The organism is Exiguobacterium sp. ZOR0005, assembly GCF_000798975.1.
Lineage (GTDB): Bacteria > Bacillota > Bacilli > Exiguobacteriales > Exiguobacteriaceae > Exiguobacterium > Exiguobacterium aurantiacum.
The window spans coordinates 1-23,040 of the sequence record NZ_JTLB01000027.1 but is presented as its reverse complement, the minus strand read 5'-3'; the positions used below and the strand labels follow the sequence as shown (position 1 = coordinate 23,040).

Here is a 23,040-nt window from a genome sequence, read left to right as displayed (position 1 = left end):
TTTTCATCGTCCGGTAAAACCCCCGTCGACGTGCAAGTGCTGGCCGTTCACCCAGACCCCGTCCGGACCCATCAAGAACGCGACGAAGTGAGCCGTGTCTTCCGGGGTGCCGACACGCCCGTGCGGGAAGAACGGGACGAGGTGGCCGCGTAACGTCTCATCGATCCAGCCCGAGTCGGTCGGTCCCGGATCGAGGGCGTTCACCGACATGCCGTAACGTCCGACCCCGTTCGCGAGCGCCGGTGTGATGGCGATGAGCGCTCCTTTCGTCGCGATATAGGCGAGATTGTTCGCGTCCGGTCCGCCTGACACCATGAACAAAATCCGCCCGTCTTTTAGCCCTGCTCGTTTGTATCGCTTGATGAAGGCGAACGTGAGTCCGAGCGTCCCTTCGTTGTTGACGAGGTAATGGGTACGGAGCGTCTCGGTCGTAAACGTCGACTCGTTCACGTGCCGCTCGTACGTCGCATTGTTGATGAGGCGACTGGGAACACCGAGTGTTGCCTCGACACGGTCGAGCAGTCCTTCTTCATTTCCTGACGCCAAATCGTACGCCTCATGTTCCACACGCGCTCCTGAGGCCCGTAATTCGTCGACGAATCCGGTAATGAAGTCTGGCTCCGCCCCGACCCCGTCCGTCCCGTCAAACGGGCTCCAGTGTGTCAAATAAAGGTCGTGCCCGGATTCGGCAAGCTTTCTGGCGATTGCCGCGCCGATGCCTTTGTCACGGCTGACGCCGGTGATTAGCGTGAGTGGTCGTGTCATTTCGGTTCCCCCTTTATCCGCTTGATAAAATATGGTCCATACTCTTGTTCGTGTGGTACAACATACGTCCATGTCATATGCTCATCCACGATATACAAATCCGCATATTCACTTTCCCAGACCACAAAATCACTTCGCTTCACTAGTTTGGATTGGCTAAAATCGAGTATGGCGATATCCGTTGACGATTCAAAGAAAAGATAACACTTCCACGTCTTCGCTCGATTAAACGCATCATCCGCTTTTGTCCCCTTTACATCACTTTCCAGAAGCTGTTCCCAAAGAAAGGGACGTACTTGTCGTCCTTCATCAAGGAACGTATTGCGCCATCGTTCACGCAGCAACCTACCCCCACTTTCAACCAACGTCACACCTACTCGCTTAAAGGTCAACTGTCGAATCAGCTGCTCCATCTCACTCCCCCTATCCCATTCAGTGTAGCCATTTCCATGGAAATAAAAAAGACGAATCGAATCACTATGAAAAGCGATTCGACTCGTCAAAAGCTCTTCGTTATAAAGAGCTGTTCATATGTTTATTTCAACCGATCCAAATGCTCGAGCATGATGCCCGTGCCGTGCGCGACGCTAAGGGTCGGCTCTTCGGCGATCATGACCGGCAATCCGACACGCTCGGCGACGAGCTGGTCGATGCCGTGGAGGAGCGAGCCGCCCCCCGTCATGATGATGCCACGGTCGATGATGTCGGCCGCGAGTTCTGGCGGCGTCTGTTCGAGGACACGTTTCGTCGCCTCGACGATCTCATTTGCCGACTCGGCCATCGCCTCACGGAGTTCTTCAGACGTGATCGTCACCGTACGCGGCAAGCCACGTACCATGTCACGGCCGCGGATGTCCATCGTCTCGTTACGTCCGCCTGGGAAGACGGTCGCGATCTCTTTTTTGATCTGTTCAGCCGTACGCTCTCCGATGATGAGCTTATGCTTGTCTTTAATGGCGCGGAGGATGTCCGTATCAAAACGATCACCGGCGATTTTGATTGTCTCACCGCAAACGATATCACCCATTGAAAGAATCGCGACGTCCGTCGTGCCGCCGCCGATGTCGACGATCATGTGGCCGACCGGCTTCCAAATGTCCATGCCCGAACCGACGGCTGCCGCTTTCGGTTCTACGGCGAGAAAGACTTCTTTGGCGCCAGCCTTTTCGGCTGCTTCACGGATCGCTTTCGCTTCGACCGGGGTCACGTTCGCCGGCGTACAGATGAGCATGCGAATGCCACCGAAGAAGCCGCGCACTTGAATCTTCTCGACGAAGTGGCGGAGCATTTCTTCCGTTGTCGCGAAATCGGCGATGACGCCGTCACGGAGCGGACGGATGGCGACGATGTCACCTGGCGTACGACCGACCATCTGGTACGCTTCCGTACCGACGGCGAGCACTTTCCCCGTCGAACGCTTGATGGCGACAACAGACGGCTCGTCGAGGACGATACCTCGACCTTTCACGTGGATGACGACGTTTGCTGTTCCTAAATCAATCCCGATATCTTTTGAAAACATGATGTATAGGTTCCTCCGTTCATTACTTCATTGAAAAGAGCGAGAAGAATCTCCTCGCTCCTATGAGTCTATTAATTAGTTGTTGACCATTTCTTCAACGACTTCGACCGTTCCTTCGATACGCTCAATGTCAGCACCGAGAGCTTGAAGTTTCTTGTGGAAGTCGACGTAGCCACGGTCGATATGATATAAGTCGCCGACACGAGTCTCTTCGTCGGCAATAAGGCCTGCAAGCACGAGTGCTGCGCCGGCACGAAGGTCAGTCGAAACGACCTCGGCACCTTGGAGGCGAACGCCGCCTTTGATGATGGCTGAACGTCCTTCGATTTTAATGTCTGCGTTCATGCGTCGGAATTCTTCGACGTGCATGAAACGGTTCTCGAACACTGTTTCTGTAATGACCGATGTGCCGCCTGCTTTCAAGACGAGCGCCATCATTTGTGCTTGAATGTCTGTCGGGAAACCTGGGTGCGGCATCGTCTTCACATCGACCGGCTTTAACTCGTCCGGTGCGATGACACGCATGCCTTCCGACGTGTCTTCGAATTTGACGCCCATTTCTTCCATTTTCGAGATGAGCGGACGTAAATGTTCGCGCTCAGCTCCGATGACTTCGATGTCGCCGCCAGTGATGGCACCTGCGACGAGGAACGTACCCGCTTCGATGCGGTCAGGAATGATCGAGTGCTCGGCGCCGTGGAGCTTCTCCACGCCTTCGATGCGAATCGTCTCTGTCCCGGCACCGCGGACGTGTGCGCCCATTCCGTTCAAGAAGTTGGCGAGGTCGACGATCTCTGGTTCTTTCGCGACGTTCTCGATGACCGTCGTGCCTTCAGCCAGGACGGCAGCCATCATGATGTTTTCAGTCGCGCCGACCGATGGGAAGTCGAGATAGATCTTCGCGCCTTTCAAACGGCCGTCAACTGATGCTTCGACGAAACCGTTGCCGATGACCGTCTTCGCTCCCATCGCTTCGAACCCTTTCAAGTGGAGGTCGATCGGACGTGAGCCGATCGAGCATCCGCCCGGCATTGCGACACGCGCATGACCGAGACGAGCGAGAAGAGGACCCATGACGAGGATCGAGGCACGCATCTTACGGACGTACTCAAGCGGCGCCTCGTCTTTGATTGTGCCCGAGGCGTCGACTGTGACTTCATTGTTCGCTTCATCAAATGCGACCTCTGCACCGAGGTGGCGAAGTACTTTGTTAATCGTGTATACGTCAGCGAGGCGCGGCACGTTTTGGAGTACCGACTTTCCTTCACTTGCTAATAGAGTGGCAACCAATGTTTTGAGTACGGCGTTTTTTGCTCCTTCTACACGCACAGTACCTGACAATTTACGTCCTCCACGGACTACAATCAAATCCTTCATATCTCTCTTTGTCCTCCAACTTCGTTAATTTTGTGTTCTATACGTCGATATCCGATTCCGGATGTGGTTATGTCGATAGCTACGATGGTTTGTGAAACGTGACGACTTCATCAGAGAGAAAAACAAGAAATAATAGCATAATAGTTTCTGATGAAAGGCGCCATGTCAGACGAGTTTATCCTACACGATAAACATATAGGAAACGTTACAGCAGGATTACAATTTAGTAATCGTTTTACAGCCTACTGTAATGGTGCGAGCGCCTGCGCCAACCGGATATACTCCAAGAAGAACTGGGCGATCAAGGAACCGAAGACGACGGCCACGAGAACACGCAAGACAGCAGCTTGCGGGCTCTTCACTTGGTTGAGCAACTTGTCCCATTTGACTGGCATGAGTGCCCACCAAGCGACGTAAATCGCTGCGATGTAAATAAATAGCGATAACACGGTGTTCAACATCGACGATTCCCCTCTTTTCAAAAATTCGTACCATTTTTAATCATAGCATGTCGCGACAGAGAAAAAAAGACTTAGCGTGATGGTGGGGGTTCAAATGTGTCCATTCAATCAGCTCGCTTTCTCCATAAACCGCATACAAAAAGGAACGTCATCGGCGCATGGCCTTATTACAGTAATTGACGTCCCTTCGAAATTTCAAACATTATTCACTTTTTTCTTCGAACGTTTGCGCCCATTGAATCGCTCGGATATAGTACGGTGACCAATCTGGCGCCGACTCATCGACCGGCACGGTCAGACGTTCATAAGCCGTCACGGCGTCGAGCAGTTCCCGCAGCTTGTTCGGCTTCCCGAGGAGCGCCTCTTTGACGACCGGTTCGACCGGGAGCTCGGCGACGAGCGAGGTCATCGTCTCATCCAAGATGACGTCGAGCGACGAGAAGATGCCGGTGATGAACGCATCGAACGGCGTGACGGCCGGCACCGTGTCATCGGCGATCAGTTCCATCATCTTCCCACGGATGACGCTCTGCTTGATCAGCTCTTTCGACTCTGACGTCTGCATCTCCCGTAAGAGCATCAAATACGACCAACGCCTCATCTCATCGAGCCCGATGCGGGCGACCGCCTGTTCGATCGACTGAATCGTATGCCGTCCTTTTTGATACACCGTATTGACGGAGCGCAACATCTTGTAAGACAAATCGACACTGCGCTCGATTTGGCCGGCGATGCGGCGGAAGTTCGGCTCCGGCCGGTCGAGTTCTTTTAACACTTCGACGAGCGTGTGACGGAGCGGATGCACCTCGGCCCCGTGAACGACGGTCGGACGACTGAAGAAGTAACCTTGGAACATCTTGTAGCCGAGCTTTTTCGCCGTCTCATACTCGAGCGGCGTCTCGATCTTCTCGGCTAAAAATTCGACACGGTGGCCGAGGGCATCGATGAGCCGTTTCTGTTGATCGACCGGTGTCGCTTGATAGTCGATTTTAATGATGTCAGCGAGACCGATGAGCGGCCGGTACTTCTCCTCGAAGACGAAATCGTCGAGGGCGATCGTGTAACCTTTACGCCGGAGTGAGCGGAGGGCGGCGAGCACTTTCTCGGTCGGCTCGACGTGTTCGAGCACTTCGACGACGAGCGACTGCCGCGGCAACAAGGCCGGCACTTCCCCTTCAATCAAATTTTGGGGAAAGTTAATGAACGCACGTGTCCCCTCGGTCAACTCCCGAAAGTTGAACACGAGATAGGCGTTATGGATCACGTCGGCGGTCGCGAGCGCGTCGTCGACGTGTTCAAATATATTTTTCTCGCTACGGCGGTACAACAGTTCATAGCCGCAGACGCGTAACTTTTGATCAAATATCGGTTGGCGCGCAACGTAAACTTTCATCCCTTTATCTCCTTTTTCGTAGTTCCCACTCCTATTATCGGCTCATCTCCGTCCGTCTTTTACTGCTTTTCCCAAACGACGGCGAGACTTTAGTCCTATATAATGAAGGAACACGACAAAAAAACCTCCTCACCGAAGTGAGAAGGTTAACGTATCAGTCTTTCATTTCGCGAATGCTCAAGCGGTTGATCGCTTTTTTGAGCGCGAGCTCCGCACGGCGGAATTCGATGTCCGAGAGCTTCGTGTCTTGAAGACGGCGCTCGGCCCGAACTTTCGCCGCTGAAGCGCGGTCGTAGTCGATCTTGTCCGCCATTTCGGCTGTTTCAGCTAAGATCGTCACCGTGTCGGGACGAACTTCCATGAAACCGCCGCTGAGTGCGATCAGCGTGCGTCCACCATCTTCGTGGCGCAGTTTGAGGATCGAGATGTCGAGCGGTGTCACCATCGGGATGTGTTTCGGCAAAATACCGATCTCACCGGTCACCGATTTGGCAATCACCATCCGCGCCTCGCCCTCATAGGCTGCGCCATCCGGGGTGACGACGTTGACGTGAAGAGTATTCATCGTCTAGTTTCCCCCTTCCGCGTAGGTCTTAGACCAACGTCTTCGCTTTTTCGATGACGTCTTCGATTGGACCGACGAGACGGAACGCATCTTCCGGAAGATCATCGTGTTTTCCATCGAGGATCTCTTTGAAGCCGCGGACAGTCTCTTTAACCGGTACGTACGAACCTTTTTGGCCTGTGAACTGCTCGGCCACGTGGAAGTTTTGTGACAAGAAGAACTGAATGCGACGGGCACGGTGAACCGTGAGCTTGTCGTCTTCAGACAACTCGTCCATCCCGAGGATGGCGATGATGTCTTGGAGTTCTTTGTAACGTTGGAGCGTCTGCTGCACTTCACGGGCTACTTCGTAGTGCTCTGGTCCGACGATGTCAGGCGAGAGGGCACGTGAAGTCGAAGCGAGCGGGTCAACGGCTGGGTAGATCCCCATCTCCGAGAGACGACGCTCAAGGTTTGTCGTCGCATCAAGGTGAGCGAACGTTGTCGCTGGAGCCGGGTCAGTATAGTCATCGGCTGGTACGTAAACTGCTTGGATCGATGTGACCGATCCTTTAGCTGTCGACGTGATCCGCTCTTGAAGCATACCCATTTCCGTCGCGAGTGTCGGCTGGTAACCTACGGCAGACGGCATGCGGCCGAGAAGGGCCGATACTTCAGAACCTGCCTGTGTGAAACGGAAGATGTTATCGACGAAGAGAAGAACGTCTTGTCCTTGCTCATCACGGAAGTATTCCGCCATCGTCAAACCAGTCAAGGCTACACGTAAACGCGCGCCCGGCGGCTCGTTCATCTGACCGAATACCATCGCCGTTTGTTTGATAACGCCTGAGTCCGTCATCTCGTGGAACAAGTCATTTCCTTCACGCGTACGCTCACCGACTCCTGCGAATACAGAAATCCCGCTGTGCTCTTGCGCGATGTTGTTGATGAGTTCCTGGATGAGGACGGTTTTCCCTACACCGGCACCACCGAAGAGACCGATCTTACCACCTTTGATGTAAGGGGCGAGAAGGTCAACGACTTTGATCCCTGTCTCGAGAATTTCAACCTTCGTCGACAACTCGTCGAACGTCGGTGCTTGACGGTGAATCGGTGAACGACGCACTGTCGGTGATACTTCTTTATCGTCAATCGGGTTACCGAGGACGTTGAAGACACGACCGAGCGTCTCTTCTCCTACTGGTACCGAAATCGGTGTGCCTAAGTCAAGTACTTCCATGCCGCGGCGAACGCCGTCCGTCGAGTCCATCGCAATCGTACGGACCGTGTCATCCCCAAGGTGGATCGCCACCTCGAGCGTCAAGTCGACACTTACGTCTTCCGCCGACGTTGCCACGTGCGTGACTTTGAGGGCGTTGTAGATGTTCGGTAAGTGGTTGTCGAACTTCACGTCGATAACTGGGCCCATGACTGCGACTACGCGGCCTTTCATGCCGTATTCGTTCATCGTGTTAGCCTCCTACAATCTAGAGGGCGTGCGCTTATTCAAGCGCAGCCGCACCTCCGACAATCTCTGTGATTTCTTGTGTGATCGCCGCTTGACGCGCGCGGTTGAACTTGAGCTTGAGTCCACGGATGAGTTCATCCGCGTTGTCTGTCGCGTTCGACATCGCCGTCATCCGGGCCGCATGCTCCGATACTTTCGCATCGAGGAGCGCGCCGTAGATGAGTCCTTCCGCATAACGCGGGAGGAGCGCCGCTAAGATCGTTTCTTCTTCTGGTTCGTATTCATACATCACATTCGATGCGGTCTGTTCGATATTCCCAAGCGGGAGCAGTCGATCGATTTTCACTTCTTGGCTAATAACAGAGATGAATGAGTTGTAGCAAAGCTTCAGCTCATCGATCTCGCCTTCACTGAACGCGCCGACCGTCTGCTTGACGATCTCCGCGACTTCAATGAATGATGGCTGGTCGTTCAATCCTGTCATGGCACTGTACACCGGAATGTTCCGTGCCTTGAAGAACTGAACGCCGACCTTCCCGATCACATACAGACGATACTCGTCCGTTGAATCGTGTTTCGCTTTCAATTCGCGATACACGTCGCGAAGGACGCTGGCGTTGTATCCACCAGCTAGTCCGCGGTCCGACGTGATGACGATGTAGCCGGTCCGTTTGACGGGACGGACTTGAAGCATCGGGTGTGTTGCGCCTGAAGTACCGCCGGCAATCGACGAGATGACTTCTTGCAACTTGGTCATGTACGGCTTGAAGTTGGCGTTGCTCCCTTGAGCGCGGTTCAATTTCGAGGCCGACACCATGTTCATCGCTTTCGTGATTTGCTTCGTGCTTTGGGTCGAGGTGATCCGCATCTGGATCTCACGTAATGATGCCATTTCGATTCACCACCTTAATAGACGCTCGTCACCGGATTAAACCGATGGCGAGAACGTCTTTTTGAATTCCGTGATTGCATCGACCATCGCTTCGTCCGCAGGAAGGTTTCCTGTTTGACGGATTTCACGGCAGAGATCGGCACGGTTTTGGTCGAGCCATGCGTTCATTTCTTTTTCGAAACGACGGATGTCTTCGACAGGAACGTCATCGAGATGACCTTTCGTGAGTGCGTAGATGATAATGACTTGCTTGTCGACCGAGAGCGGTGCGTTCAAGTCTTGTTTCAAGACTTCAACGGTACGTTGTCCACGGTTGAGCTTCGCTTGCGTCGCTTTGTCGAGGTCAGACCCGAACTGGGCGAACGCCTCGAGCTCACGGTATGACGCGAGGTCAAGACGGAGCGTACCGGCAACTTTCTTCATCGCTTTCACTTGAGCCGAGCCACCAACACGCGATACCGAGAGACCGGCGTTGATCGCAGGACGTACCCCAGAGAAGAAGAGATCCGACTGAAGGAAGATTTGACCGTCTGTGATCGAGATAACGTTCGTCGGGATGTAAGCCGAGATATCCGACGCTTGCGTCTCGATGAACGGAAGTGCTGTAAGCGAGCCGCCGCCGAGTTCGTCGTTCAACTTCGCCGCACGCTCAAGAAGGCGTGAGTGGAGGTAGAAGACATCCCCCGGGTAGGCTTCGCGGCCTGGAGGACGACGGAGAAGAAGCGAGAGCTCGCGGTAAGCTGCCGCTTGTTTCGAGAGGTCATCATACACGACGAGGACGTGTTGTCCGCGGTCCATGAAGTACTCACCCATCGATACCCCAGCGAATGGTGCGAGGTAAAGAAGTGGGGCTGGCTGTGAAGCCGATGCCGAAACGACGATCGTGTAATCGAGGGCGCCGTTTTGACGGAGCGTCTCAACTACGCCACGGACAGTCGATTCTTTCTGACCGATCGCGACGTAAATACAGATCATGTTCTCTTCTTTTTGGTTGATGATCGCATCGATCGCGACCGAAGTCTTACCAGTTTGACGGTCACCGATGATGAGCTCACGCTGACCGCGACCGATTGGTACGAGGGCGTCAATCGCCTTAATCCCAGTTTGGAGCGGTTCGTGAACCGACTTACGGGCCATAACGCCGTAAGCTTTACGCTCGATCGGGTTGTATGTGTCCGTCACGATCGGTCCGAGACCGTCGATCGGTTGTCCGAGCGGGTTGACGACGCGTCCGAGGAGCGCCTCACCGACCGGGACTTCCATGATGCGGCCCGTACGTTTTACCGAGTCGCCTTCTTTAATGCCTTTGTAGTCGCCAAGGATGATAATCCCGACGTTACCTTCTTCTAAGTTTTGCGCCAAGCCCATTACGCCGTTAGAGAACTCTACGAGCTCCCCCGCCATAACGTTATCGAGTCCGTGTGCACGTGCGATCCCGTCACCTACTTGAATGACTGTACCCGTCTCACTGACTTCGATTTCAGAGCCGTACGAAGCGATTCGCTCTTTTAACAGGGCGCTAATTTCTTCAGCTTTGATCGTCATTGAATTCACCCCTATTTCTTACGCATTCAACAGTTCACGCTCGAGGCGTGTCAGTTTAGTTTCGATTGTATCATCGTACGTCGTGTAACCGATTTGGACGCGAAGTCCACCGATGACGTCTTCGTCGACGACATTCTGTAATTGAAGCGTCTTGCCCATCTTCTGACCGAAGATGAGTTCGACTTCTTTTAAGTCCGTTGCCGACAATGGGTAGGCGCTCGTGACGAACCCCTCTGCGATGCCGCGGAAATCGTTCGCATATTCGCGGACGTAGCGCGGCAACGCGCGAACTTCGCTCGCACGGTCGTTCTCGACCATGACGAGAAGTGTGTTCACGACGATTGCCGTCATATCACCAAAGCTATCTTTCAAAAGCTGTGCAAGCTCGCTGTCCTTGACTGCCGGATTCGTTAAGAGGTCCATCAGTTCAGGTGTCGCGTGGAGCACTTCATCGAGCAGACGCACTTCCGCTTCGACTTGGTCGAGCGTGCCTTGTTCCCGCGCTAAGTCGAAGAGCGCTTTGGCGTAGCGTTTTGCTAGAGATGCGTTCATTAGTTAGCACCTTTCGCTTTTGACAGGAAGTCTGTGACGAGGGCACGTTGTTTCGCTTCGTCACCTTTGAGATCCGTACGAAGGACGTGGCGTGCTGCCGAAAGCGCCTGTGTGACGACTTCCGTCTGAAGCGATTGTTTCGCAAGCTCACGCTCGCGCTCGATCGCTTTCTCAGCCTCGATTTTAATTTGTTCGGCTTCCAAACGCGCCTGCTCCACCAAGCGTGCTTGTTCTGCTTCAGCCTGACGACGACTTGAATCAAGCATTTCTTTCGATTCCGTACGTGCCGCGCTGAGCGCTTCACGTTGTTCGACGACATAAGTTTCCGCATCTTTGCGGCTCTTTTCAGCGAGCTCAATTTCGTTCGCTACATACTCTTCACGCTGTCTCATCATTCCAAGGAGTGGTCCCCAAGCAAATTTCTTCAACAGGGCCAAGAGTACGAGGAATGTGAAAAGTGTAAAGATCATATCCAGGATGCGGAGGCCTTCGCCGCCAGCACCAGCTGCAATCATCATCGTATCCATGCATACCCTCCTCTTGACTAAATAAGTGAGGGAGACGTGCTCCCTCTTACGTTGTTCTCGTTAACTCGCAATCAAGAGTTGAGGAGAAGGAAACCGACAGCCACACCGATGATCGGGAGGGCCTCAACCAAACCGATACCGATAAACATTGTTTGACGAAGTTCGTTTTTGAGTTCTGGCTGACGTGCTTGACCTTGTACTGTTCCGTATACGATAAGACCGTTACCGATACCTGCCGCGAGTGCTCCGAGACCGATAACGAGTGCTGTTGCGAGAAGATTCATTTGTTCCATTGTGTATATTCCTCCTAAAAGTTAAGTAAATAGTTTTTTGTGTTCAACGCTTTGGCGAATTAATGCTCGGCTGAAGCTTTGTGCCCGATGTACACCATTGCAAGCGTCAGGAAAATGTAGGATTGGATAACCCCGATAAAGATTGAGAAGCCTTGCCATAGAATCATTGGGAAGATTGCGAACACAGCACCGAGCGGGTTTAGCGCCCCTTGTGCGGTAATTGCGAGTCCCAAGATGATGGTAATCATGATTTCACCGGCAAAGATGTTCCCGTAAAGACGCAGACCGAGCGTCAAGGTGTTCGCGAACTCCTCGATGAGCTTGATCGGCAACAAGAACCAGACCGGTTTGACGAACTCTGCCGAATAGTGTTTCAACCCGTGCAACTTCACCCCGTAGTAGTGCGACATTGCAACGACGAGTGTCGACAACGCCAATGTGACGTACGGATCGGCCGTCGGCGAGTTGAACCATAAGTAGTGACCGGAAATGACGTTAAACGGTAGACCCATTAAGTTTGAGAATAGAATGAACAAAATCAACGTCATTCCAAACCCGATAAAGCGTCCGCCGGTCTTCCAGTCCATCGCACTCGAGATGACCCCTCGTACGAATTCTGCAAAGAACTCCATGAAGTTCTGTTTGCCTGTCGGCTTCATTGCCAAGCGTCGTGTCCCCCAGACGGCGAACGTGAAGACGAGCAGTGAAGCGATCAGCACCGTGATGACGTTCGTCCAGCTCCCATATAACGTGTAATCTCCAAGTTGTAGAGAATAGGTGGGAAACTCATGACCCATTATTATTCACCTCTTTTCCTGCTGAGCTGGGCAAGTGTGAACTCGCCAAATTGTATGATGTGGCCGGCGATTAGACCAGTTACCACCGCAATGAGCGATACTCGGTCCTCATAGAAGAGACCGACTATCACGGCTAACGCACCGACTGCCATCCTTGAAACAGTCCCGTGCGATTTCGGGCGTCGCCCATGTTCGATGACGTCATACATGCGAATGACGCTTCGATTCTGCATATGTAGAATGATCAGGCTGGCGACCCCGCCTAGGAACAATCCGAGAAAGACCGGCTTGTACATAGGGGCGATGAGCGCTCCGACGAGGAGAATGGCGAACCATCCGATAAACCACTTCGTATAGCGTTTCATCAGCTCTTTTTGTGCTTTTCTGTCTGCTTGCACTTGTTGTAGATTCATTCGTCCTCTCCCGTCAATAAACTTCGCAGGGTGAGAACAAGCGCCGTGATCCCGAACGCCATGCCGAGAAGCACCGACACATTCCAACCAAACGTACCCCACATTTCACGTCTCGCTCCGTATTGGCCGACGAGATACCCAATGACAATCGGTCCAGCAAGCGCGGTCGAGATTTGGGAGGCAAGCGAGGCATAGGATAGGTAACGATTGTCTTTTTTCGCCATCCTACTCCCCCTTTCTCTCTAGGAAGCTTGTCCTTCATCTTGGTCGATTCACACTCGCATGACCATCAAAAGTCACACAAGTTCAGAGTAATGGAAATGGCATAAGAAGTCAATGAATTTCACAATTATAAAAGCGCTTTAAAGCAAGTCGTATCAAGGCTTTTACGCGCTTCACAAACTAAATTAAAATCGCTAAATTTTAAAAAAGTATGAAGAAACGGTGAAATAAAAATGTTGAACTGATAACATTTCACAAAGCGAACAAGATGAAGAATAGTTCAGTTATACCTCCACGTTTTGGAAAACACAACGGCAAACGGTGCACGTTCACAAAAGATTTTGAAACGGGCGTTGACCCGATTTTGAAATCGTTTACATCGCCCTGTTTCAGTATACCGATACCCGTTTTACCGTGTCGAGGGGTTGTGCGGAATTTATCGTGATATATGTCACAGTCGATTTTCCGTGTGCTCAAAGCCTGGAAATCCCCTCCTATCAACGGGGAATGGGTGGACAATCCCAATTCGAATCGCTACGATTACGATGTAAGCGCTACCTAAATTTGTGTCGATTTTGTGACTTTCGGAACCGACGCCCGCATCGCTATGCAACGGATGCGTGTCAGGAGGATGTATTATGGACTGGCTCGATCAATTACGGAATGAACTCGGGGACGATATCGTCTTCTCCGACGCGACGACACGGCTCGCCTATTCGTTCGACGCGACCCCCAATTACCAAGCGATGCCGGACGCCGTCGTCGCTCCCCGCTCGACCGAAGACGTACAGACCGCCTTACGGCTATGCAACACGTATCGTGTCCCGGTCATCGCCCGCGGGTCGGCAACGAATTTAGCCGGCGGCACGACGCCTCTCGCCGGCGGCCTCGTCATGGACTTTCGTCATATGGACCGGATCGTCGAGATCGACGAGAAAAACTTGACCGTCACCGTCGAGCCCGGCTGCATCACCGCCCGGTTGGCTGAGGCCGTCGAGGCGAAGGGGCTGTTTTACCCGCCGGACCCGAGCTCGATGAAAATCTCGACGATCGGCGGCAACATTAGCGAGAACTCCGGCGGCTTGCGCGGATTGAAATACGGGGTGACGGCCGATTACGTCCTCGCCCTCGAGGCGGTGCTCCCGAGCGGCGAGGTGCTCCGCACGGGCGGCAAGCTCGCCAAAGACGTCGCCGGATACGATTTGACACGACTGCTCGTCGGTTCGGAAGGCACACTCGCCGTCATCACCGAGGCGACGCTCAAACTCATCCCGCTCCCCGAGACGAAACAGACGATGGTCGCGCATTTCCACGATTTAGACGGCGCGGCACGGACGGTCAGTCGAATCATCGAGAACCGCATCATACCGGCCACGCTCGAGTTCATGGACAAAAAGACGATCGAAGTCGTCGAGGCGTATGCGAACATCGGCTTGCCGACTGACGTCGGCGCGCTCCTGCTGCTCGAACAAGACGGACCGGCCGAAGTCGTCCGGTGCGACATCGAGGCGATGCAAACCATCTGTCTCGCCGAAGGGGCCTCGCTCGTCGAAGTCGCCCGGGACGAAGTGCACGCCGAGACGCTGCGCTACGCCCGTCGGACCGCCTTGTCCGCGCTCGCCCGGCTACGTCCGACGACGATTTTGGAAGATGCGACCGTGCCCCGGAGCGAGATCGCCGAGATGGTCCGGCGCATCGAGGCGATCGGCCTAAAGTATGAAATCGAGATCGCCACGTTCGGCCACGCCGGGGACGGCAACCTCCACCCGACCGTCGCGACCGACGCAAGGGACCACGAAGAGATGGAACGCGTCGAGGCCGCCTTTGCCGACATCTTTGCCGCGGCACTCGAGCTCGGCGGGACAATCACGGGCGAGCACGGCGTCGGGGCGATGAAAGCTCCTTACCTCGAATGGAAGCTCGGCCCGGTCGGCATCGAGGTCATGAAAGGCATCAAGCTCGCCTTTGACCCGCTCGGGATCATGAACCCGCAAAAGATGTTCGCCAAAGCGGCGAAAAAACGCATTACGCAAGGAGGCCGCTCATGAAACACACACCTGAACTCGCCTCTCGCATGGCCAAAACGCTTGACTATGAGGAGATGCTCGGCTGCATGCGGTGCGGCTTTTGTCTCCCGACGTGCCCGACGTACATCCGCTCGAAAGACGAGTCGGCGTCCCCGCGCGGACGGATTGCCATCATGAAAGGCGTCGTCGACGGCTTGATCGAGCCGGACGACGGCGTCGAGAAAACGCTCAACGAATGTCTCGGGTGCCTCGCCTGTGAACCGGCATGTCCGGCCGGCGTCCGTTATAGCGTCTTGTTAGAAGATGCGCGCGCCGCCATCACCGCCCATAAACGAGCGACGGGCCAGATGGACGTGCGCGAGCGTGTCATCCGAAAAGTCGTCTTCGACGGACTGTTCTTGAACAAGTCGAAGATGCAAACGGCGACGAGTTTTCTCCGTTTTTACCAACAATCCGGGGCCCAGACGCTCACCCGCAAGCTCCGTATCCTCGACTGGTTCCCGGACCAGCTGCAGAAGATGGAGGCGATCTTGCCGGCCGTTCCCGCGCGAACGGAACGGGTGCGGCGACCTGACCGGGTCCGAGCGACCGGGACGACGACGGCTCGCGTCGCTTTCTTCAGCGGATGTCTGATGGACACGATGTTTTACGAGACGAACGCGAACACGATCAAACTGCTCCAAGCCGCGGGGTGTGACATCGTCATCCCGGAAAGCCAACAGTGTTGCGGCGCCCTCCATGGACATGCCGGCGAACAGCCCGGGGCCGTCGTGCTTGCGAAACGAAACATCGAGGCGTTCGAGTCACTCGACGTCGATTTCGTCATCACGAACGCCGGCGGGTGCGGGGCGTTCCTCCTCGGCTATGACCATTTGCTCCACGACGACCCGGCATGGAAGGATCGGGCCGAGCGGTTCACGGCAAAGATCAAAGACTTCGCGCAAGTGTTGATCGAGGTCGGCTTCCTCGACCGTGTGACGCTCACCCTCCCGGACCAACTCATCACGTATCAAGACTCCTGCCACCTCCGGAACGTGCAAAAAGGAGCGCTCGCCCCGCGGGTGTTGCTGCAGGCGATCCGAGGGACGACGTTCGTCGAGCAACAACATGCCGACCATTGCTGCGGCTCGGCCGGGGTGTACAATCTGCTCCAACCACGTATCGCCAACGACATCTTAGAGATGAAGATGGGCCACGTCCGCGACACGGCCGCTCAGACGATCGTGACGTCTAACCCCGGCTGTCACCTGCAAATGCAACTCGGGATTCAAGAACACGGCACACCGTCGATGCGGGCCGTCCACCTGGCGGACTTGCTCGCCGAGGCGATGGATCCGCGATAAGTCGAAGAGAGGGAAACCCCTCTCTTTTTGTGTGTCCACACATTCCCCTTCACGGATTCACACATACTTCACAATTCCGATTATTTCACATGGAATTAAAGTTTACACACTTTTTCACATGGGGTAAGAATGAAGTATAGACTGTTCTACTCGTCTGTCTAAATGGAGAAAAAGAGAAAGGGGTTTTGATATGGAAGAAAGGCACTGGCATACGCTATCGATTCACGAGACCGAGGATCACCTCGACACCGATATCGATCAAGGACTCCGTGAAGAGACCGCACAGGAGCGAATTGAGAAGCACGGGAAAAACGTGCTCCCGGAACCAAAGAAAGACCCGAAGTGGCTCAAGTTTTTACGGCAGTTCAACGACGTGCTTATCTACGTCCTCCTTGCCGCCGCTGTCATCACAGCCGTCCTCGGTTATTGGTACGACACGATCGTCATCGCGCTCGTCGTCCTCATCATCGGGATCATCGGCTACTTGCAGGAGAACAAGGCAGAACAAGCACTCGAGGGCATCAAGAACATGTTGTCCCCGTCCGCCCTCGTCCGTCGTGACGGGAAACGGAAAGAGATCGAGGCCGAGTACCTCGTTCCTGGAGACATCGTCTACTTGAAGCCGGGGGATAAGATTCCCGTCGACCTCCGCCTCATCACGGCGGAGAACATGAAAGTCGAAGAGTCGGCACTGACGGGTGAAGCGATCACCGTCGATAAGACGCTCGACCCGCTCGAAGAGAAAATCGGCCTCGGCGACCGGACGAACTTGGCGTTCTCAGGGACGTCTGTCGCTGCCGGTACCGGTAGCGGTATCGTCATCGCGACCGGTTCGAAGACCGAGCTCGGGAAAATCAATGCGTCGATCGCCGAAGTCGAGAAAGTGCAAACACCGCTCATCCAACAGACGCAACGCTTCGGGAAAACCGTCGCCAGCGTCATCGCCGGTGTCGCCGTGTTCGCCTTCATCTTCGGCTACTTCTTGCGTGACTACGAGACGGCCGAGCTGTTGCTCGCGGTCATCGGTCTCGCCGTCGCCGTCATCCCGGAAGGATTACCGGCGATCATCTCGATCATCCTCGCCCTCGGTGTCCGCCAGATGGCCGACAACAAGGCAATCGTCAAGAGTCTCCCGTCCGTCGAGACGCTCGGCGCCGTATCGGTCATCTGTTCCGATAAGACCGGGACGTTGACGAAAAACGAGATGACGGCACAGAACATCCAACTCGCTGACCGTACGCTACAAGTGACGGGTTCAGGATATGCCCCGGAAGGTCGCATCGAGTCTGAAAACGACGTCTACTCGAACAAGCAAGACGAGGTCCTCAACGAGATTCTTCTTGCCGGTGTGACGTGTAACGATTCAGACTTGTTCTTCGATGAAGAATCGAAGCAATGGAAGATCACGGGCGACCCGACCGAAGGCTGCCTGCTCACACTCGGCGAGAAGGCGGAAGAGTCGATTCGACCACTCCGCGTCATCTCGAAGATCCCGTTCGACTCGGCGCACAAGTATATGGCGACACTCTCGCCGCGTGACGACGAGCATGTCATGTATTTGAAAGGTGCACCGGACCGCTTGTTCTCGATGGCCGAAGCGAGTGATTCGAACTTCCCGACAGACATGTGGGAAAAGAAGATGACCGACCTCGCCAAAAAAGGACAACGCGTCATCGGAGTCGCAAAACGAACGTTCAACACGTCGAAAGAAAAGATTGACCATGACGACTTATATGAAGGAATTGAATTCCTCGGGCTCATCGGCATCATGGACCCGCCACGTCCTGAGGCGATCGAGGCGGTCAATGAGTGTCAATCGGCCGGCATCCAAGTGAAGATGATCACCGGCGACCATAAAGAGACGGCCATCGCCATCGGTAACGAGCTTGGCATCTCGACAGAGGCCGGCGCCCTTCAAGGGACCGAGATTGACGACTTGACCGACGAAGAACTCGCGGACGTCGTCGGGCAGTACAATATTTTCGCCCGGACGAGCCCTGAGAACAAGACGCGTCTCGTCAAAGCGCTTCAAACGCAAGATCATATCGTCGCCATGACCGGTGACGGTGTCAACGACGCCCCGGCCCTCCGCCGCGCCGACATCGGTGTCGCCATGGGGATCAAAGGGACGGAAGTATCGAAAGAAGCGGCCGAGATGGTGCTTGTCGACGATAACTTCAATACGATCTTCAAAGCCGTCAAAGAAGGTCGCCGCGTCTATGACAACTTGAAGAAGACGATTCTCTTCATCTTGCCGACGAACGGAGCCCAAGGGTTCGTACTTCTCATGAGTATCTTCCTCGGCACCCAGCTCCCGCTCACGGCGCTTCAAATTCTGTGGGTGAACATGGTCGTCGCTATCACGCTCTCGTTCGCGATCGCGTTCGAGCCGCTCGAGCCGTCGACGATGAAACGGGCACCTCGTCCGAAGAAGACGCCGCTCTTGAGCCGGTACTATATCTTCCGGATCTTGCTCGTCTCGCTCATCATCGGTGGTGGGACGCTCATGTACAACCTGTATATGAACGCCGGCGACTATAGCGTCGAATATATCCACACGATGACATTGAACACGATCGTCATCGCCCAGATGTTCCACTTGTTCAACGTCCGGGTCGAGACAGAGCCTGCCCTCAACCGCTCGTTCTTCGAAAACCCGATCGCGTTTTACGTGTCAGGGGCGCTCATCGTGCTCCAGCTGTTCATCACGTACGTGCCGTTCATGAACACCGCGTTCGGCACGACCCCAATCGCAGCGAGCGACTGGATCATCCCGTTCGTATTCGGTCTCGTCGTGTTCTTCATCATCGAACTCGAGAAACTGATTTCGCGCAATGTGATAAAACGGAGACAATCATAACTAAAAAAAGGAGCGACGCCTACGGGCGACGCTCCTTTTTCGTGCAAACCAACTTTATCTTATCCCGTTTTTCAACGGTTTCAAACCTTAATCACACAAAAAAATGTTTACATTTTCATAACAAGGGAACATTAAGGTTATGTGAAAATAATATTTGGAAAGAGTTGAGTTGATGATTGAATTTAAACAAGTGAAAAAAACGTTCAAAACGACGACCGTTTTGAAAGAGATGAACCTGACGATCAACAAAGGCGAGCTCGTCGTCTTTATCGGCCCGTCCGGTTGCGGCAAGACGACATCGCTGAAAATGATTAACCGTTTGATTGAGCCGACAGAAGGAACGATTATCGTCAACGGTCAAGATACGCGGAAGATGGACCCGATCGAGCTTCGCCGCCAGATGGGGTACGTCATACAACAGACCGGCCTCTTCCCCCACATGACGATCCGCGAGAACATCCAACTGATCGCAAGCCTCGAAGGACACGCCGAGCAAGACATGGACGCCCGCACCGAGCACCTGCTCCGCATGGTCGGTCTCGACCCAGATCAGTTCATCGACCGTTACCCAAGCGAACTGAGCGGCGGCCAGCAGCAACGCATCGGTTTCGCCCGCGCCCTCATGAACGACCCGGAAGTCATCCTGATGGATGAGCCATTCAGCGCCCTCGATCCCGTTACCCGTAACGACCTGCAAGAAGAGCTGTTCAACCTACAAGAAGAAGTGAAAAAGACGATTGTGTTCGTCACCCATGATATGGATGAAGCGATCAAGTTGGCCGATCGCATTTGTATCATGCGCGACGGGGAAATCGTTCAATTCGATACACCCGAACAAATTCTTCGTAACCCGAAAGACGCGTACGTCGAATCGTTCATCGGGAAAAATCGGATTTGGAACAGCCCGGAATACATTAAGGCAAAAGACATCATGATCACCGACCCGGTATCGATTAGTGGGAAACGGACCGTCTTGCAGGCGATCGAGATCATGCGCTCACGCAAAGTCGACAGCCTCCTGATCACGGACCGGGACCATGTCTTGAAAGGTTTGATCAAACTAAAAGATGTCCACGGCATCCAAGACAAGACGAGACGGCTCGAGGAAGTCATGAACGTGGACTACGCCTTCGTCTCGAGCGAGGACTCGCTCCTCGATATATTAGACGTCATGAACACGAGCGACCAAGGGTATCTCCCGGTCGTCACCGGTCCGACGCTTGAGGGACTCATCACACGCAGCAGTCTGCTTTCCGTCCTCAGTGAGCAATTCATGCAAGAGGAGGAAACAGTATGAACACGATTCAATCATTTTTCAGTTACTTTGCGGGCAACACCGACCAAATCGGGACGCTCTTACTCGAACACTTACAATTGACCGTCTTCGCGGTCTCACTCGCGGTACTGATCGGCGTCCCGCTCGGCATCGTCATTCTTCGTATCCCGCGCCTCGCCAAACCGATCCTCGGTCTGACGAGCGTCGTTCAAGCGGTGCCAAGTCTCGCCCTGCTCGGTTTCCTCATCCCGTTCATCGGCATCGGGTCGACACCGGCCATCATCATGGTCGTCCTCTACTCGCTCCTCCCGATCGTGAAGAACACGTATACGGGACTGTCGAGCATTCCTGGCGACACACTTGAGTCGGCCAAAGGAATCGGCCTGACCGATCGTCAGATTTTAAGCAAGATCCAGTTGCCGCTCGCCTTGCCGATCATCATGGCCGGTATTCGCATCTCGGCCGTCACGGCCGTCGGACTCATGACGATCTCGGCGTTCGTCGGGGCAGGCGGACTCGGTTATCTCGTCTTCGCCGGCATCCAGACGGTCGACAACAACCAGATTCTCGCTGGTGCCATCCCGGCCGGTCTTCTCGCCTTGTTGATCGATTTCGTCGTCAGCCGCATCGAGTATAAAGTCGCCCCGAACGGCATCGTCCTCGCCGACGGCCGCATGAAAAAGAAGACGCGTCGTTCGAAGAAAGTCGTCAAACCGGCTATCGTCATCGCGACAGCGTTCGCTTTCCTCCTCGGCGGGTCCATCTATGCGTTCACACGTGAAGATGACACGATCGTCATCGGCTCGAAGAACTATACGGAGCAGGCCATCCTCGGAAACATGGTCGCCGATTTGATTGAAGAAAAAACAGACCTCGACGTAAAACGCCAACTCAACCTCGGCGGGACGCAAGTCGCGTTCAGCGCCCTTCGGACCGGAGAGATTGACGCGTACGTCGAATATACGGGCACGCTCTTCGTCGACGTCTTGAAGCAAGAAGTCGACAACGACCCGGACGCCGTCTATGAACAAGTCCGGACACAAATGCAAGACCGTTTTAATATTCGAACGCTCGACCCGATCGGCTTCAACAACACGTTCGCCATCGCCGTCAAACAAGAGGACGCCGACAAATATAACTTGAGCACCGTCTCTGACCTCGCCTCGGTGAGTGATGAGCTCGTCTTCGGTCCGACCATCGAATTCTCGAACCGGGAAGACGGCTATCTCGGTCTGAAAGAAGCGTATCCGTTCAACTTTGCGGATGTGAAACCAGTCGACGGCGGCCTGCGTTACACGGCGCTCATGAACGGCGAGAGCCAGGCCATCGACGGCTTCTCGACCGACGGCCTGTTAAAGCGGTTCGAACTCGTCGTCCTCGAAGACGACCAACAGTTCTTTCCGCCCTACTACGCCGTCCCAATCGTCAACGAGAAGACACTTACCGAGCATCCCGAGCTCGCGGACGTGTTGAACTTGTTGAACGGTAAAATCACGGATGAAGTGATGCAAGAACTGAACTACCTCGCGGACGTCGAGAAACAACGTCCCGAGAAAGTCGCCCGTGACTTCTTGGTCCGCGAAGGACTTCTAACCGACTAAAAAAACGCAATCGCCGCGGCGATTGCGTTTTTTGCTTATTTCGTTCCGAACAAACGGTCACCGGCGTCGCCCATCCCTGGGACGATGTAGCCGTGGTCGTTCAATTTCTCGTCGAGTGCGGCGAGATAAATCTCAACGTCCGGGTGTTCGTCTTGAACACGTTCGACGCCTTCCGGTGCTGCACAGAGGCAAGCGAGCTTGATCGACTTCGCGCCGTGCTTTTTGAGTGCCGCGATCGCATCGGCAGCCGAGCCACCTGTCGCAAGCATCGGGTCGACGACGATGAAGTCACGCTCCGTGATATCCGTCGGCAACTTGAGATAATATTCGTGCGGCTCGAGCGTCACCGGGTCACGGTATAAACCGATGTGACCGACTTTGACGTTCGGCATCATTTTGAGGAAGCCATCCACCATGCCAAGGCCCGCCCGTAAAATTGGGACGATTCCCAATTTCTTGCCGGCGATCATCTTCTGTGTCGATACCGAGACCGGTGTCTCGATCTCCACGTCAGTAAGTGGAAGGTCGCGTGTAATTTCATATGCCATGAGCGACGAAACTTCGTCGACGAGCTCGCGGAACTGCTTCGTCCCCGTCTCTGCTTTGCGCATAATCGTCATCTTGTGCTGAATCAATGGGTGGTCATAAACGTGTACTTTTCCCATCATGCTTCACTCCTCTCTCAATCTCTCTTGAGCATTGTACCCTAACTCCTCTGAGAAAGGTAGGGTCAACTTCTGTTTTCCAAGAGGTCAGACGAAACCCCAAGGGCTCACTTCGCACCTCGGGGTTCTGATTGCTCTTAAAATTTGAAGAATTTCATGAAACCGGCCGAAGCATGCTTCACTTTGCCGCACATATTGCCTTTCGGGGCATCTTGCTTGGCGTGGTGCATAGGTTTGGCGTCATGTTTTTTAACTTTCTTCTTACCGTGCGGTTTCTTCTTCACGTCTTTTTTCGACTTGACCTGCTTCTCGTCTGTGACTTTCGGCGCGGCCACAGGTTTTGTCGTCTGACCAGATCTCGTCGCGGCCGGTTTGGCCACTGGCTTGGCAACTGATTCCGTCTTCGGCGCAGTTGTCGTCTCCGTGGCCGGCTTTACCGCTGTTTCCGTCTTCGGTGCAGTCGTCGTCTCCGCGGCTGGTTTTACGGCTGTTTCCGT

Annotated in this window: 22 protein-coding genes and 1 pseudogene; 5 read left to right on the top strand and 18 right to left on the bottom strand. The window is 54.3% G+C overall.

The window, feature by feature from the left end; genetic code table 11:
* Positions 1–3: 3 nt before the first annotated feature.
* From L971_RS12505 to L971_RS12430, 16 genes are all read right to left on the bottom strand, one after another.
* Entirely contained in the window at positions 4–765 is a 762-nt protein-coding gene (locus L971_RS12505) for an SDR family oxidoreductase (RefSeq protein ID WP_047376142.1), read from the bottom strand.
* Positions 762–1,178 carry a DUF4275 family protein gene (locus tag L971_RS14870; RefSeq protein WP_052200389.1) on the bottom strand — a complete coding sequence of 139 codons (417 nt, stop codon included), beginning with the start codon at positions 1,176–1,178 and terminating at the stop codon, positions 762–764. The genes L971_RS12505 and L971_RS14870 overlap by 4 nt, the downstream gene beginning before the upstream one ends.
* Before the next feature lie 122 nt (positions 1,179–1,300).
* Positions 1,301–2,287: a rod shape-determining protein gene (locus L971_RS12495; protein ID WP_024370827.1), complete on the bottom strand. Its 987-nt coding sequence runs from the start codon at positions 2,285–2,287 to the stop codon at positions 1,301–1,303.
* Between the two features lie 75 nt (positions 2,288–2,362).
* Positions 2,363–3,664, bottom strand: a complete 1,302-nt coding sequence (murA, locus tag L971_RS12490; RefSeq protein WP_024370828.1) for a UDP-N-acetylglucosamine 1-carboxyvinyltransferase — start codon at positions 3,662–3,664, stop codon at positions 2,363–2,365.
* 242 nt (positions 3,665–3,906) lie between these two features.
* Positions 3,907–4,125: a DUF1146 family protein gene (locus L971_RS12485; RefSeq protein WP_024370829.1), complete on the bottom strand. Its 219-nt coding sequence runs from the start codon at positions 4,123–4,125 to the stop codon at positions 3,907–3,909.
* Positions 4,126–4,327: 202 nt separating this feature from the next.
* On the bottom strand, positions 4,328–5,518 hold the full coding sequence (locus L971_RS12480) for an EAL and HDOD domain-containing protein (protein ID WP_024370830.1): 1,191 nt from the start codon (positions 5,516–5,518) through the stop codon (positions 4,328–4,330).
* Between the two features lie 154 nt (positions 5,519–5,672).
* Positions 5,673–6,083, bottom strand: coding sequence for a F0F1 ATP synthase subunit epsilon (locus tag L971_RS12475; RefSeq protein WP_047376138.1), 411 nt, complete (start codon positions 6,081–6,083; stop codon positions 5,673–5,675).
* A 28-nt stretch (positions 6,084–6,111) separates the two neighbouring features.
* Positions 6,112–7,530: a F0F1 ATP synthase subunit beta gene (gene atpD / locus L971_RS12470; protein ID WP_034798906.1), complete on the bottom strand. Its 1,419-nt coding sequence runs from the start codon at positions 7,528–7,530 to the stop codon at positions 6,112–6,114.
* Between the two features lie 34 nt (positions 7,531–7,564).
* Positions 7,565–8,422, bottom strand: coding sequence for an ATP synthase F1 subunit gamma (atpG, locus tag L971_RS12465; protein WP_024370833.1), 858 nt, complete (start codon positions 8,420–8,422; stop codon positions 7,565–7,567).
* A 36-nt stretch (positions 8,423–8,458) separates the two neighbouring features.
* A complete protein-coding gene (gene atpA, locus L971_RS12460; RefSeq protein WP_024370834.1) occupies positions 8,459–9,967 on the bottom strand; it encodes a F0F1 ATP synthase subunit alpha in 1,509 nt (502 codons plus the stop codon).
* 18 nt (positions 9,968–9,985) lie between these two features.
* Positions 9,986–10,519, bottom strand: a complete 534-nt coding sequence (locus L971_RS12455) for a F0F1 ATP synthase subunit delta (RefSeq protein WP_029334271.1) — start codon at positions 10,517–10,519, stop codon at positions 9,986–9,988.
* Entirely contained in the window at positions 10,519–11,046 is a 528-nt protein-coding gene (gene atpF, locus L971_RS12450; protein ID WP_029334270.1) for a F0F1 ATP synthase subunit B, read from the bottom strand. Before atpF ends, L971_RS12455 begins: the two co-directional genes overlap by 1 nt.
* 71 nt (positions 11,047–11,117) lie before the next feature.
* Positions 11,118–11,330, bottom strand: a complete 213-nt coding sequence (atpE, locus tag L971_RS12445) for a F0F1 ATP synthase subunit C (RefSeq protein ID WP_024370837.1) — start codon at positions 11,328–11,330, stop codon at positions 11,118–11,120.
* 68 nt (positions 11,331–11,398) lie between these two features.
* Positions 11,399–12,136 (bottom strand): F0F1 ATP synthase subunit A, encoded by a 738-nt coding sequence (gene atpB, locus L971_RS12440; protein WP_024370838.1) that lies wholly within the window; start codon positions 12,134–12,136, stop codon positions 11,399–11,401.
* Between the two features lie 2 nt (positions 12,137–12,138).
* Positions 12,139–12,549: an ATP synthase subunit I gene (locus L971_RS12435; RefSeq protein ID WP_024370839.1), complete on the bottom strand. Its 411-nt coding sequence runs from the start codon at positions 12,547–12,549 to the stop codon at positions 12,139–12,141.
* Complete coding sequence (locus L971_RS12430; protein ID WP_024370840.1) at positions 12,546–12,773, bottom strand: hypothetical protein; 228 nt, start codon at positions 12,771–12,773, stop codon at positions 12,546–12,548. Before L971_RS12430 ends, L971_RS12435 begins: the two co-directional genes overlap by 4 nt.
* Before the next feature lie 636 nt (positions 12,774–13,409).
* On the opposite strand from L971_RS12430, the gene L971_RS12425 reads away from it, so the two are divergent.
* The 5 genes from L971_RS12425 to L971_RS12405 all read left to right on the top strand — a co-directional run bounded on the left by L971_RS12425 (position 13,410) and on the right by L971_RS12405 (position 21,878).
* A complete protein-coding gene (locus L971_RS12425) occupies positions 13,410–14,819 on the top strand; it encodes an FAD-binding oxidoreductase (RefSeq protein ID WP_047376137.1) in 1,410 nt (469 codons plus the stop codon).
* Entirely contained in the window at positions 14,816–16,141 is a 1,326-nt protein-coding gene (locus tag L971_RS12420) for a (Fe-S)-binding protein (RefSeq protein ID WP_052200388.1), read from the top strand. The genes L971_RS12425 and L971_RS12420 overlap by 4 nt, the downstream gene beginning before the upstream one ends.
* A 190-nt stretch (positions 16,142–16,331) precedes the next feature.
* Positions 16,332–19,001, top strand: coding sequence for a cation-transporting P-type ATPase (locus L971_RS12415; RefSeq protein WP_024370843.1), 2,670 nt, complete (start codon positions 16,332–16,334; stop codon positions 18,999–19,001).
* A 172-nt stretch (positions 19,002–19,173) separates the two neighbouring features.
* The gene (locus L971_RS12410; RefSeq protein ID WP_024370844.1) at positions 19,174–20,298 is read left to right on the top strand and encodes an ABC transporter ATP-binding protein; all 1,125 of its coding nucleotides are present in this window, start codon (positions 19,174–19,176) and stop codon (positions 20,296–20,298) included.
* Positions 20,295–21,878: a glycine betaine ABC transporter substrate-binding protein gene (locus L971_RS12405; RefSeq protein WP_047376135.1), complete on the top strand. Its 1,584-nt coding sequence runs from the start codon at positions 20,295–20,297 to the stop codon at positions 21,876–21,878. Before L971_RS12410 ends, L971_RS12405 begins: the two co-directional genes overlap by 4 nt.
* A gap of 35 nt (positions 21,879–21,913) precedes the next feature.
* Here the strand turns inward: L971_RS12405 and upp are convergent, their stop codons facing one another.
* Both upp and L971_RS15195 read right to left on the bottom strand, forming a co-directional pair.
* Positions 21,914–22,543 carry a uracil phosphoribosyltransferase gene (gene upp, locus L971_RS12400; protein WP_024370846.1) on the bottom strand — a complete coding sequence of 210 codons (630 nt, stop codon included), beginning with the start codon at positions 22,541–22,543 and terminating at the stop codon, positions 21,914–21,916.
* Between the two features lie 137 nt (positions 22,544–22,680).
* Positions 22,681–23,040 (bottom strand): annotated as a pseudogene (locus L971_RS15195) (hypothetical protein); the annotation flags it as partial.

What these genes read in the sequence shown, in the direction of transcription:
- L971_RS12475 (WP_047376138.1), bottom strand. Translation starts at nt 6,083, where the DNA reads ATGAATACTCTTCACGTCAACGTCGTCACCCCGGATGGCGCAGCCTAT.
- upp (WP_024370846.1), bottom strand. Translation starts at nt 22,543, where the DNA reads ATGGGAAAAGTACACGTTTATGACCACCCATTGATTCAGCACAAGATG.
- L971_RS12420 (WP_052200388.1), top strand. Translation starts at nt 14,816, where the DNA reads ATGAAACACACACCTGAACTCGCCTCTCGCATGGCCAAAACGCTTGAC.
- atpF (WP_029334270.1), bottom strand. Translation starts at nt 11,046, where the DNA reads ATGGATACGATGATGATTGCAGCTGGTGCTGGCGGCGAAGGCCTCCGC.
- atpE (WP_024370837.1), bottom strand. Translation starts at nt 11,330, where the DNA reads ATGAATCTTCTCGCAACAGCACTCGTTATCGGTCTCGGAGCACTCGCG.
- L971_RS12435 (WP_024370839.1), bottom strand. Translation starts at nt 12,549, where the DNA reads ATGAATCTACAACAAGTGCAAGCAGACAGAAAAGCACAAAAAGAGCTG.
- L971_RS12405 (WP_047376135.1), top strand. Translation starts at nt 20,295, where the DNA reads ATGAACACGATTCAATCATTTTTCAGTTACTTTGCGGGCAACACCGAC.
- L971_RS12425 (WP_047376137.1), top strand. Translation starts at nt 13,410, where the DNA reads ATGGACTGGCTCGATCAATTACGGAATGAACTCGGGGACGATATCGTC.
- L971_RS12410 (WP_024370844.1), top strand. Translation starts at nt 19,174, where the DNA reads ATGATTGAATTTAAACAAGTGAAAAAAACGTTCAAAACGACGACCGTT.
- atpA (WP_024370834.1), bottom strand. Translation starts at nt 9,967, where the DNA reads ATGACGATCAAAGCTGAAGAAATTAGCGCCCTGTTAAAAGAGCGAATC.
- L971_RS12430 (WP_024370840.1), bottom strand. Translation starts at nt 12,773, where the DNA reads ATGGCGAAAAAAGACAATCGTTACCTATCCTATGCCTCGCTTGCCTCC.
- L971_RS12485 (WP_024370829.1), bottom strand. Translation starts at nt 4,125, where the DNA reads ATGTTGAACACCGTGTTATCGCTATTTATTTACATCGCAGCGATTTAC.
- L971_RS12495 (WP_024370827.1), bottom strand. Translation starts at nt 2,287, where the DNA reads ATGTTTTCAAAAGATATCGGGATTGATTTAGGAACAGCAAACGTCGTC.
- murA (WP_024370828.1), bottom strand. Translation starts at nt 3,664, where the DNA reads ATGAAGGATTTGATTGTAGTCCGTGGAGGACGTAAATTGTCAGGTACT.
- L971_RS14870 (WP_052200389.1), bottom strand. Translation starts at nt 1,178, where the DNA reads ATGGAGCAGCTGATTCGACAGTTGACCTTTAAGCGAGTAGGTGTGACG.
- L971_RS12455 (WP_029334271.1), bottom strand. Translation starts at nt 10,519, where the DNA reads ATGAACGCATCTCTAGCAAAACGCTACGCCAAAGCGCTCTTCGACTTA.
- atpG (WP_024370833.1), bottom strand. Translation starts at nt 8,422, where the DNA reads ATGGCATCATTACGTGAGATCCAGATGCGGATCACCTCGACCCAAAGC.
- L971_RS12505 (WP_047376142.1), bottom strand. Translation starts at nt 765, where the DNA reads ATGACACGACCACTCACGCTAATCACCGGCGTCAGCCGTGACAAAGGC.
- atpB (WP_024370838.1), bottom strand. Translation starts at nt 12,136, where the DNA reads ATGGGTCATGAGTTTCCCACCTATTCTCTACAACTTGGAGATTACACG.
- atpD (WP_034798906.1), bottom strand. Translation starts at nt 7,530, where the DNA reads ATGAACGAATACGGCATGAAAGGCCGCGTAGTCGCAGTCATGGGCCCA.
- L971_RS12415 (WP_024370843.1), top strand. Translation starts at nt 16,332, where the DNA reads ATGGAAGAAAGGCACTGGCATACGCTATCGATTCACGAGACCGAGGAT.
- L971_RS12480 (WP_024370830.1), bottom strand. Translation starts at nt 5,518, where the DNA reads ATGAAAGTTTACGTTGCGCGCCAACCGATATTTGATCAAAAGTTACGC.